This window comes from Arthrobacter vasquezii (assembly GCF_029455255.1).
GTDB lineage: Bacteria > Actinomycetota > Actinomycetes > Actinomycetales > Micrococcaceae > Arthrobacter_D > Arthrobacter_D parietis.
On the sequence record NZ_JAROKN010000033.1, the window covers coordinates 24838 to 35734 of the forward strand.

At 63.9% G+C, this 10897-nt stretch carries 10 protein-coding genes; 9 read left to right on the plus strand and 1 reads right to left on the minus strand.

Annotated features, from left to right (window positions below):
* Positions 1–31: 31 nt before the first annotated feature.
* The 8 genes from pcrA (at position 32) to P4U43_RS12065 (ending at position 9263) form a co-directional block, all read left to right on the plus strand.
* Positions 32–2476, plus strand: coding sequence for a DNA helicase PcrA (gene pcrA / locus P4U43_RS12030; protein WP_277358951.1), 2445 nt, complete (start codon positions 32–34; stop codon positions 2474–2476).
* Positions 2477–2505: 29 nt separating this feature from the next.
* The gene (locus tag P4U43_RS12035) at positions 2506–3192 is read left to right on the plus strand and encodes a hypothetical protein (RefSeq protein WP_277358952.1); all 687 of its coding nucleotides are present in this window, start codon (positions 2506–2508) and stop codon (positions 3190–3192) included.
* A 136-nt stretch (positions 3193–3328) separates the two neighbouring features.
* Positions 3329–4498 carry an ADP-forming succinate--CoA ligase subunit beta gene (sucC, locus tag P4U43_RS12040; RefSeq protein WP_056550072.1) on the plus strand — a complete coding sequence of 390 codons (1170 nt, stop codon included), beginning with the start codon at positions 3329–3331 and terminating at the stop codon, positions 4496–4498.
* A gap of 32 nt (positions 4499–4530) precedes the next feature.
* Positions 4531–5433 (plus strand): succinate--CoA ligase subunit alpha, encoded by a 903-nt coding sequence (gene sucD, locus P4U43_RS12045; RefSeq protein ID WP_277358953.1) that lies wholly within the window; start codon positions 4531–4533, stop codon positions 5431–5433.
* Positions 5434–5605: 172 nt separating this feature from the next.
* The gene (locus P4U43_RS12050) at positions 5606–6229 is read left to right on the plus strand and encodes a TetR/AcrR family transcriptional regulator (RefSeq protein WP_277358954.1); all 624 of its coding nucleotides are present in this window, start codon (positions 5606–5608) and stop codon (positions 6227–6229) included.
* Positions 6226–7794 carry an MDR family MFS transporter gene (locus P4U43_RS12055; RefSeq protein ID WP_277358955.1) on the plus strand — a complete coding sequence of 523 codons (1569 nt, stop codon included), beginning with the start codon at positions 6226–6228 and terminating at the stop codon, positions 7792–7794. The genes P4U43_RS12050 and P4U43_RS12055 overlap by 4 nt, the downstream gene beginning before the upstream one ends.
* A 50-nt stretch (positions 7795–7844) precedes the next feature.
* On the plus strand, positions 7845–8294 hold the full coding sequence (locus P4U43_RS12060; protein WP_277358956.1) for an SRPBCC family protein: 450 nt from the start codon (positions 7845–7847) through the stop codon (positions 8292–8294).
* A gap of 147 nt (positions 8295–8441) precedes the next feature.
* The gene (locus tag P4U43_RS12065) at positions 8442–9263 is read left to right on the plus strand and encodes a sigma-70 family RNA polymerase sigma factor (RefSeq protein WP_277358957.1); all 822 of its coding nucleotides are present in this window, start codon (positions 8442–8444) and stop codon (positions 9261–9263) included.
* A gap of 6 nt (positions 9264–9269) precedes the next feature.
* Here the strand turns inward: P4U43_RS12065 and P4U43_RS12070 are convergent, their stop codons facing one another.
* Positions 9270–10235, minus strand: a complete 966-nt coding sequence (locus P4U43_RS12070; protein ID WP_277358958.1) for a glycosyltransferase family 9 protein — start codon at positions 10233–10235, stop codon at positions 9270–9272.
* A gap of 119 nt (positions 10236–10354) precedes the next feature.
* Between P4U43_RS12070 and P4U43_RS12075 the strand changes: the two genes are divergently transcribed.
* Positions 10355–10879: a D-glycero-alpha-D-manno-heptose-1,7-bisphosphate 7-phosphatase gene (locus P4U43_RS12075; protein WP_277358959.1), complete on the plus strand. Its 525-nt coding sequence runs from the start codon at positions 10355–10357 to the stop codon at positions 10877–10879.
* The last annotated feature ends 18 nt before the right edge of the window (positions 10880–10897 follow it).

The window sequence follows — 10897 nt, forward strand, 5'->3', positions numbered from 1 at the left end:
GTCCGTGCCAGCGCCTAGACTTAAAGGCACCATGGACTTGCTTTTTGACCCGCACCTCAGCACACCTGCCGCAGAAAGGCGCGGCGCGCCGTCGTCGTCCTCCTCTGATCCGGCGGAGCATCCGCGACGCGGCGGGCACGTCGATGAAGCGCGTGCCCGCGAACTGCTCGAGGGTATGAACCCGCAACAGGAGGAGGCGGTGAAGCACAGCGGTTCACCCCTGCTGATCGTTGCTGGAGCCGGCTCCGGAAAGACCCGCGTGCTCAGTCACCGGATCGCGTTCCTGATGGCCACGGGCAGGTCCCATGCCGGCCAGATCCTCGCCATCACGTTCACCAACAAGGCTGCTGCGGAGATGCGTGAGCGCATCGAAGGGCTGGTGGGTGAGGTTGCCAAGCGCATGTGGATCTCAACGTTCCACTCCTCATGCGTGCGGATCCTGCGCCGCGAGGCAGCGTCCATCGGCTTGAACTCGAACTTCTCCATCTATGATTCGGCGGACACCCTTCGCCTCATCACCCTGGTGGCCAAGGGACTGGACCTCGATCCCAAGCGTTTCGCACCGAAGGCGATTCAGCACAAGATCTCTGCTTTGAAGAACGAGCTGATCGACGAGGAAGAGTACGCCTCCACCGCCAACTCTTCCGATCCGTTTGAGCAGGCTGTTGCTGAGGTCTACAAGGGGTATGCCCAGCGGCTCCGCCAGGCCAACGCCATGGACTTCGATGACCTGATCGCTCAGACGGTCTACATGTTCCGGGCCTTCCCCGGGGTGGCTGATTACTATCGCAGGCGGTTCCGCCACGTGCTCGTGGATGAATACCAGGACACCAACCACGCCCAGTATGCGTTGGTCCGCGAGATTGTGGGAGTCGCGGGGGAGAACGTCGAGGAGCCTGCCGAGCTGACGGTGGTGGGCGATTCCGACCAGTCCATCTATGCCTTCCGTGGCGCGGATGTGCGGAACATCGTGGAGTTCGAGAAGGACTACCCGAACGCGCGTACCATCCTGCTGGAGCAGAACTACCGTTCCACGCAGAACATTCTCAATGCGGCCAACGCAGTCATCTCCCGCAACCCGAACCGGCCGGCGAAACGGCTCTGGACGGCCGAGGGTAGCGGCGAGAAGATCATCGGTTATGTCGGTGAAAATGAACACGAGGAAGCACGCTTCATAGCGGACGAGATCGACCGGCTCCAGGACGAGGAAAACCTGCGTCCCGGAGACGTCGCTGTGTTCTACCGGACCAACGCGCAGTCCCGCTCCATCGAGGAAATCCTGATGCGGGTAGGCCTGCCCTACAAAGTGGTTGGCGGCACCCGCTTCTACGAGCGCAAGGAGATCAAGGACGCGCTGGCCTACCTGCGTGTGCTGGCCAACCAGGACGACGTCGTCAACCTCCGCCGCATCCTCAACGAACCGAAGCGCGGCATCGGAGACCGGGCGGAATACGCCATTGCCGCGCTCGCCGAACGCGACCGCACAAGTTTCATGGAAGCCCTTCGGCGGGCGGATGAGGCTCCGGGCATGGCAACGCGCTCGGTTAACGCGGTTGCGTCATTCGTGAAGCTCATCGATGACCTGGCAGAGGTCGCCTCGGGATCGGGTGCTTCGGCGGCTCTGGAAGCGGTCCTTGAGCAGACGGGGTACCTCGCGCAATTGCGAACGAGCACGGATCCACAGGACGAGTCCCGGGTGGAGAACCTTGCCGAGCTTGTTGCGGTGGTCCGTGAATACGAGATCGGCAACCCGGAGGGGACCCTGGGCGATTTCCTTGAGCAGGTGTCGCTGGTGGCGGATGCGGACCAGATTCCCGATGCACCGGCCGGTGCCGGGGAGGACGTGGAGAAGGCGGTGGAGGAAGCCCGGCGGCAGGGCGTCGTGACCCTGATGACGTTGCACACCGCCAAGGGACTCGAATTCCCGGTGGTTTTCCTGACCGGAATGGAACAAGGAATTTTCCCGCACCAGCGTTCCGCGACAGACCCGAAGGAACTTGCGGAGGAGCGCCGGCTCGCCTACGTAGGTCTCACCCGGGCGAGGAAGCGGCTGTACATCACGCGCTCGGAAGTCCGGAGCCTGTGGGGGCAGAGTCAGTACAACCCGGCGAGCCAGTTCGTCGGCGAGGTTCCGGAGGAACTGATCCACTGGAAGCGGGAGGGCGCTGCGAAGCCGGCATGGACCGGCGGCCAGAGCATCAACGGCCCACGGTTCAGCGGCTCCTACTGGGGTGCGGGCGCAGCCTCTGGTAGCGAGTCCGGTCGCGGGCTGCCCGGAAAGGCGGCCGGCAGGGTGCAGCCCCAGAAGGAGGTTGTCGCCGTCTCTGCTGGAGACAAGGTTAATCACACGACCTTCGGCAATGGCACCGTCCTTGCGGTGGAAGGCGGCGGAGACAAAATGGTGGCCAAGGTGCGGTTCGACATCGGGGAGAAGCGACTGCTGCTCCGGTACGCTCCGCTGACCAAGGTCGGGTAGCACAGGCGGTGCAGCTGGCCGGAGGGGGAGTGCAGCGGCGCGCCCGGGCGCGTGCCGCCGTCGTCGGTTTGGTGTTCCTCGGCAGCGCGCTTCTGAGCGGGTGCGTGGAAGTGCCGGTCAGTGATCCGGCACCGGATTCCGTGCCCGAGCTGGCCCCGCAGCAGGAACTTGCCGCCATGCCGGAACTGCCGGCGTCTGAACTTCAGACCTACGGCGGGGACACTGCAGCTTTCCTCACCGAGAACCGGAATACCTACTGCGTCATTACCACAGAGCAGGGCGGCATCATCGATTCACCCGTGGATCCCCGGCTCTCCGGGGGGCAGCGGGATGACGCTGTGCTGGAGGTGCCCGCCGTGTACTGCGAACTGGCACGCTATCCGGAACCTGCTGAGGTCGCCGACGACTGTCACGGCACCAACCTCGGGTTCAAGGGCGGGACCGTTCTGCTCACCTCTTCGGGAGTTGCGTACGGCGGATGCCGGGTTGGCATGACCCTGATGGAGGCGGAGCTGGGTCCGGGTTCAGACGGTGGAGAGAGCCCGCTCGCACGCCTGCCGGTTCTTGAGGACGGCTTGGCCGTTGAGCTGAACGGTTTCCGCTGCGGCAGCGCGGGCCGGGGCATGGTGTGTGTCGAGTCAGAAACCGGCCACGGCTTCACCGCGTCGGCGGATGCGTTCGAAATCATTGCACCCGACGAGGGCGCTGAACGGTAACCGAAAGGGTTACTTTTCTACAACTCATAGAACTGTGTGCTTACTCACGAAACCGCTAGTCTGTAAAAGGCGCTCCGAGCCAAGGGACTAGAGTTCCCTGTGTAAACCTACTTCGACGCAGAAGGACACTAGATAAGTGGACCTGTTTGAATATCAGGCGCGCGATCTATTTGAGGCTCACGGCGTTCCCGTGCTGGCCGGCATCGTGGCGCAGACCCCCGAAGAAGCAAAAGCAGCAGCTGAGAAAATTGGCGGCGTCGTAGTCGTCAAGGCGCAGGTCAAGGTTGGCGGCCGCGGCAAGGCGGGCGGCGTCAAGGTCGCCAAGACGCCGGATGAGGCTTACGAGCACGCATCCGCGATCCTCGGCATGGATATCAAGGGCCACACAGTCCACAAGGTGATGATCGCCCAGGGCGCAGACATCGCGGAAGAGTATTACTTCTCCGTGCTGTTGGACCGGGCAAACCGGAACTACCTTGCCATGTGCTCCGTTGAGGGCGGCGTGGAAATCGAGCAGCTCGCCGTTGAGCGGCCCGAAGCGCTGGCGCGGATCGCCATTGATCCGGGCACCGGCATTGACCGCGCGAAGGCCGATGAGATCATCGATGCCGCCGGGTTCGCACCCGAGCTCCGCGAAGGTGTGGCGAACACCATTCTGAAACTGTGGGATGTCTTCACCAAGGAAGATGCCACTCTGGTTGAGGTGAACCCGCTGGTGAAGACCGGATCGGGTGAGATCCTTGCCCTGGACGGCAAGGTCACCCTCGATGAGAACGCTGACTTCCGCCAAAAGGGTCACGCTGAGCTCGAGGACAAGGACTCCACCGATCCGCTGGAGGCCAAGGCCAAGGAGAATGACCTCAACTACGTCAAGCTCGACGGCGAGGTCGGCATCATCGGTAACGGAGCCGGGCTGGTGATGTCCACGCTGGACGTTGTTGCCTACGCAGGCGAGGCCCACGGTAACGTCAAGCCCGCCAACTTCCTGGATATTGGCGGTGGAGCCTCTGCCGAGGTCATGGCTGCAGGTCTGGACGTCATCCTGAATGACGAGCAGGTTAAAAGCGTATTCGTGAACGTCTTCGGCGGCATCACCGCGTGTGACGCCGTGGCCAACGGCATCGTTAAGGCGCTGGAAATCCTTGGCGACAAGGAGAACAAGCCACTCGTGGTGCGCCTCGACGGCAACAACGTCGAAGAAGGCCGCCGTATCCTCGCCGAGGCAAACCACCCGATGGTCACTCTCGCCGACACCATGGACGAAGGCGCAGACAAGGCCGCCGAGCTGGCTCACGCCGCTCGCTGACCGGTCGCGACTCCAGGACTAAGGAACTTCACATGTCTATCTTTCTGAACAAAGACTCCAAGGTGATCGTCCAGGGCATCACCGGCGGCGAAGGCACCAAGCACACCGCGTTGATGCTGAAAGCCGGCACGCAGGTGGTCGGTGGCGTCAACGCCCGCAAGGCCGGAACCACCGTCACTCACGGCGAAACTACCCTCCCCGTTTTCGGCACCGTGAAGGAAGCGATCGCCGAGACCGGCGCTGACGTCTCCATCATTTTCGTGCCGCCGGCATTCACCAAGGACGCAGTCGTTGAAGCGATCGATGCCGGTATCGGCCTTGTCGTCATCATCACCGAGGGCGTTCCCGTGCAGGACTCCGCGGAGTTCTGGGCGCTGGCGCAGTCCCGCGTGGACGAGAACGGCAAGCAGATCACCCGGATTATCGGCCCCAACTGCCCCGGCATCATCACCCCCGGGGAATCACTGGTTGGTATCACCCCGGCGAACATCACCGGCAAGGGCGGTGTAGGCCTGGTCTCCAAGTCCGGCACGCTGACCTACCAGATGATGTTCGAGCTGCGCGATCTCGGTTTCTCCACCGCAATCGGCATCGGCGGCGATCCGGTCATCGGCACCACGCACATCGATGCCCTTGAGGCATTCGAGGCGGACCCCGAGACCAAGGCGATCGTCATGATCGGCGAAATCGGCGGCGACGCTGAAGAGCGCGCGGCCGAGTTCATCAAGGCCAACGTGACCAAGCCGGTTGTCGGCTACGTCGCGGGCTTCACTGCGCCCGAGGGTAAGACCATGGGCCACGCAGGTGCGATCGTGTCCGGTTCCGCCGGCACCGCCCAGGCGAAGAAGGAGGCCCTCGAGGCCGCCGGCGTCAAGGTGGGGAAGACCCCGTCCGAGACTGCCCGCCTGCTGCGCGAGGTTTACGCGGCGCTGTAGTCTTTCAGGCTGTACGACGGCGGTCGTTTCCTTCTCCACGGAAGGGAACGGCCGCCGTCGTTGTTTAATTCCTGCGCAGTAGTGGGATAGACACCTTCAAGGTCCACCTGCAATCTTGCAGTACTGCAACGTTGCAGTTGTGCAGAATTCCTTCCTGTGCCACAATAGTTCGGTGAGTCAACTAATTTCGCTGCGTGAACGCAAGCGCACCGAGACCTGGACCGCACTGCACGACGCCGCAGCGCGCCTCACGCTCGAACGTGGGCCGGAGGCGGTCACCGTCGAGCAGATCGCCGCCAGCGCCAAGGTTTCGCCACGGACATTCTTCAACTACTTCAGCACCAAGGAAGACGCGATCCTGGGGCTGCAGGAACCGAGCGTCGACGAAGAGCTGATTGCAGACTTGGCTCCCGGACAGGACCTGCTGGAGCAGGTTTCGCGGCTGCTGATGGCCGTGGTGCACTCTACCGAGGGCGGCGAACGTGAGGCCAGCCGCCGCATCGACGTGCTCACTGCCTACCCGTTCCTGCGCCAGCGCCGGTACGCCTACTTCGTGCGCGTGGAGCAGTTGGTACGTGACGTCGTTGCCGCCTCCCTGACTGATTCCGGTCGCTGGCAGGCGGCGCTGAGCCGAAATTCCGCTGAAGACGTGGCGCGCATGATTGTCCTCGTGGCTGGAGCCCCCATGCGCTACGCGTTCCAGCAAACCGCCGATTCACCCACTATTGACAACCAGTTTTCCGCTCTTGACGGCGCCACCGCGCTGCTTCGGGAAGTTCTTGAGGAAATTCGATGACCACTACCGTCCCACGCAGGGAATCAGGGCTGCTCCTGCTCTTTGTCGGCCTGATGCTCTCCATGCTGCTCGCCGCCCTGAACCAGATGATCCTCAGCACTGCGCTGCCCACGATTGTCGGTGAGCTCAACGGAGTGGACCAGATGCTCTGGGTCATCACCGCATACATCCTGGCTGCGACCATCGTGATGCCCATCTACGGCAAGCTCGGTGACCTCATCGGCCGTAAAAGCCTGCTGCTCTTTGCCATTGCAATCTTCATGGCGGGATCGATCGTTGGCGGGCTTGCGCCGAACATGGAATGGCTCATCGCCGGACGCGCGGTTCAGGGTCTCGGCGGCGGTGGGCTGATGATCCTCTCCCAGGCCATCATTGCCGACGTCGTTCCTGCCCGGGAGCGCGGCAAGTATATGGGTGCCATGGGAGGCGTGTTTGCCTTCGCATCAGTGGCCGGTCCGCTGCTGGGCGGCTGGTTCACCGAAGGTCCGGGCTGGCGGTGGATGTTCTGGATCAACATGCCGCTGGGTGTTTTGGCCATCGTTGTAGTGCTGTTCTTCCTGCACCTGCCCGCGCGCGAGCGGGTGCATCCCCACGTGGATATCGCGGGGATGGTGCTGCTCGCTATTGCAACGACGTCGCTGGTGCTTGTGGGCACCTGGGGCGGCACCGAGTATCCGTGGTTGTCCGCGCCGATCCTTGGACTGTTTGCCCTCGCTGTCGTGACGGGACTGATGTTCGTCGCTGTGGAGCGGCGGGCAAAGGAGCCGATCCTGCCAATGAGCCTGTTCCGGGAGCGGAACTTTGTCCTCACCACCTCAGGCGGCCTGTTGATCGGTGTCACGATGTTCGGCGCCATCGGCTACCTGCCCACCTATCTGCAGATGGTGACCGGCGCCAGTGCCACCAACGCAGGCCTGCTCATGATCCCGATGATGGGTGCGCTCATCCTGACCTCCACAGGCTCTGGAATTCTCGTCAGCAAGACCGGCCGCTACAAGTGGATGCCGATTGTCGGATCGCTCGGTGTCGCTGTGGCGCTGCTGCTGCTCTCAACCATCAGTCCGACCACGCCGGTCTGGATGATCTGCGTGTACATCGCCATCATGGGTGCCGGGCTGGGCCTGAGCATGCAGATTCTGGTGCTGATCGTCCAGAACACGTTCCCGAACCGCGTGGTGGGCACGGCGACGGCCTCTAACAACTACTTTCGCCAGATCGGTGCAACCCTGGGTTCGGCGGTGGTGGGCAGCCTCTTCACCGCGCGGGTGGGGGAGTTGCTGCTGGAGCGGCTCCCCGCGGGTGGCGCTGCGCTGGAAGGAGGGGCGAACTCGCTCACTCCCGAGCTGGTCAGCGCCCTGCCCGCCTCCCTGCAGTCCCCGATCATCCAGTCCTACAACGACGCACTGACCCCGCTGTTCCTCTACATGGCACCGCTCGGTGTGATCGCCGCAGTACTCCTCGCGTTTGTCCACGAGAAGGCGCTGTCAACGGTCATCGAGCGGGACACAAAGGTGGAGCGAGACGCCGGCCTCCCGCCTGAGCCGGTAGAGCAGCTCTCGCGTTAGCCCGACGCGTCCGGGCGTTTCGCGAGGGCGGCGTCGGGCAGAATGAACACATGGCTACCCCTTACCTGATCCGCCGCGAGCGCTTCATCCCCGCCCCTGCTTCCGCTATCTTCGACGTGCTCGCCACGCCCGCGTTGCACAGCGTGATTGACGGCTCAGGCACCGTCACAGGTGTTCAGCCCAACGGCCCGGAGCGGCTCTCTCCGGGCGCCCGCTTCGGAATGGACATGAAGATCGGGACGCCCTACAAAATCCTCAACACGGTTGTCGAATTCGAGGAGGGCAAGCGGATTGCCTGGCGGCACTTTGCCCGCCATATCTGGCGCTACACCCTTCAGGAGCACGACGGCGGCACGTTGGTTGCGGAGGAATGGGACGCCCGCGCTGTTCCCGGCAAGCCCGTGCTCAGGTTGCTGGGATTCACGAGGGCCCACCCGGAATCGATCGAACGCACGCTTGAGAACCTCGAGCGGTACGTCACCGCAGGTCCCCGCGCATAGAGGCTCAAGGAGAAGTAGTCAATACCGCAGCGGAGAAACGATGAGAAGATTTTTAAGATAACGATCTGATAAATACATTGCGGTAGTCAGCATGCTTATGTTCTTCTGTAGAAGAACTGCCCCAGCTCTTCGACAAGAGGTGAAAGCATGCGCACAGCCACCCGCACCCGGAGTGTCAGCTCCCGCAACGTTCCGGCGAACCGCCGAGGGAACAGCAGGCTGCTGAGTGCAATGCAGGAGGAGATTGCACTTGAGCACCTCCATCTTGCTGAAGCAATCGCGCGCGGATTTTCTCCGTTTGCCAACGACGCCGCCGACGTCCGCCAGGTTGCCTATCTGGGCCTGATGAAGGCGGCCAAGCGCTTCGACCCGGAGCTGGGCATCGACTTCGCAGCCTATGCGGTGCCGACCATCCGGGGAGAAGTCAAGCGCTACCTGCGGGATTGCTGCTGGATGGTCCGCCCGCCGCGGGAACTCCAGGACCTGAAGTCGACAGCCGCCAAGGCTGACTCGGAGCTTGCCCAGCGCCTGGGCAGGGAGCCCTCCCTCACCGAACTGTCCAAACACCTCGAGAAGGATCCGGCAACAGTGGCCGAAGCCCTGAGCTGTGGTGGAAGCCAGCGGCCCGAGTCCCTTGACACGTCCGCGGAGGGACCGGGCTGGGCGGAGATTCTGCCTGCCGAGGATGACCCGTTCGCCCATACCGACGACGTGCTCGCCCTGCGTGCTGTGGTTCACGAACTCTCTGCGCGGGAGAAGGAGCTGCTGTACCGGCGGTATTTCCATGAGGAAACTCAGGACCGAATTGGCCGCCGGCTGGGGATGACCCAGATGCAGGTCTCACGTCTTCTTGCCCGGACTCTCGTGAAGCTGCAAAAACGCCTTCTCGACGACGCCGGTCCTCACCGCGCAGACCCCTCTCCCGTTCTGAAGATGACGGGACCGGACCGGGCTACCAGTATTGCCTGAGCCGGTCTAGCTCCGGATACCCAGCTCCGCTGCGGCACGCAGAACGTCTTCCGGGGTGACCGCCAGAATCGCAGGATCCGGGTCAGTGGCGAACGTTTCGCCGCGGCGCACCGACTCGTCCGTGAGCACAAGGTGCGGACCCGGCGGTGGGCCCCATTCCGCTACCGGGGCAGGACCGAACAGCACCACCGACGGCCGCGCGTACGCCGAGGCGAGGTGCGCTGCGCCCGTGTCCGCCGAGATGACCAGCTCAGCTGAAGCAATCAACGCGGCGAACTCGAGCAACCCCAACCGGCCGGCCACTACCTGCTCGTCCGGAAGCCCGGCCGTCTGCGCCACTGCCTCCGCCCGGGGACGCTCACCCGCGCTGCCGGTCAACAGCACCAGGTGCCCTGCATCCGACAGGGAACGGGCGACGTCGGCAAACCGCTTGACCGGCCAGAGCCGGCTCCCATAGGCCGCGCCGACGTGAATGACAACCGCGCCCGGTGCCGGGCTTTCGACAGCTGGCGGCCGGAGGAGATAGTCCAGCGGGTCTGCCTCGATGCCGTGCGCACTCACCAGGTGCGCCCACCGATACCTCTCATGTACACCGTCCTCCCATTCGGGGCCGGACCAGCCGGGTGCTTGATGCCCGATCCGGCGTGTTGCTTCCAGCGCCTCGAGCCTCCGGCGGCTTTCGGGACCGTTCCCGTGGAGGTTAACCGCGACCTCCACCCTGCCCGGACGCAACGCCAGCGGCTCATCGAGCCCGTGGGTGGGCAGCAGCGCGTCCACTGCACCGGTGAGCCCGACGATCGGTTCGAGCCAGGACTGCGCGGCGTACAGGATGCGGTGATCCGGGAAGGCTCGCCGCAGCCCGCGCAGAGCGGGCACCGCGACCAGCAGGTCTCCCAGTTTCAGTGCACGAAGCGCCAGCACCTCGGGGCGTCCATCCGGCTCAAGTGCTTCCACGGCGGGGTCAGGCAGCATGATCTTCATCCTGCCAGAAAGCCGGGTTGGCCCGTCGCGGTAGAGGAGTCCCGACCCGCGGGAAGAACTTCTCCGGTGAGAAGTGTTTAGGTTCGTGCTTCGGAGGGAACTGTGCCTGTATGAGAAGCGAGCCCAAAGCCGTTCTCCTCGACAGGGACGGCACCATCGTGGTTGATGTGCCCTACAACGGTGACCCCGAGCAGGTTGTCGCGATGCCCGGAGCGCAGGAAGCGCTGGACGGCCTTCGCGCTGCCGGAGTGCCGCTGGGCGTGCTCACCAACCAGTCCGGCATTGCCCGCGGTTTATTGACGGCCGCCCAGGTGGACGCAGTCAACCAGCGTGTTGAGGCCGTGCTTGGCCCCTTCGATGTCTGGGAACTGTGCCCTCACGGACCCGGCGACGGCTGCACCTGCCGCAAGCCGGCGCCCGGCATGATCCTGCGTGCCTGCGAAAGGCTGGGACTGCACCCTTCGGAAGTTGCCTTCATCGGAGACATCGGGTCGGACGTCGAGGCGGCCGCCGCCGCGGGAGCCACCGGCGTGCTGGTTCCCACGCCGGTCACCCGGCAGGAAGAAATCGACGCCGCACCGCTCGTTGCGGGCACCCTCGCCGAAGCGGTCACTCTCCTGCGGGGCAGCGCATGAGCGGCCGCACCCTCGTTG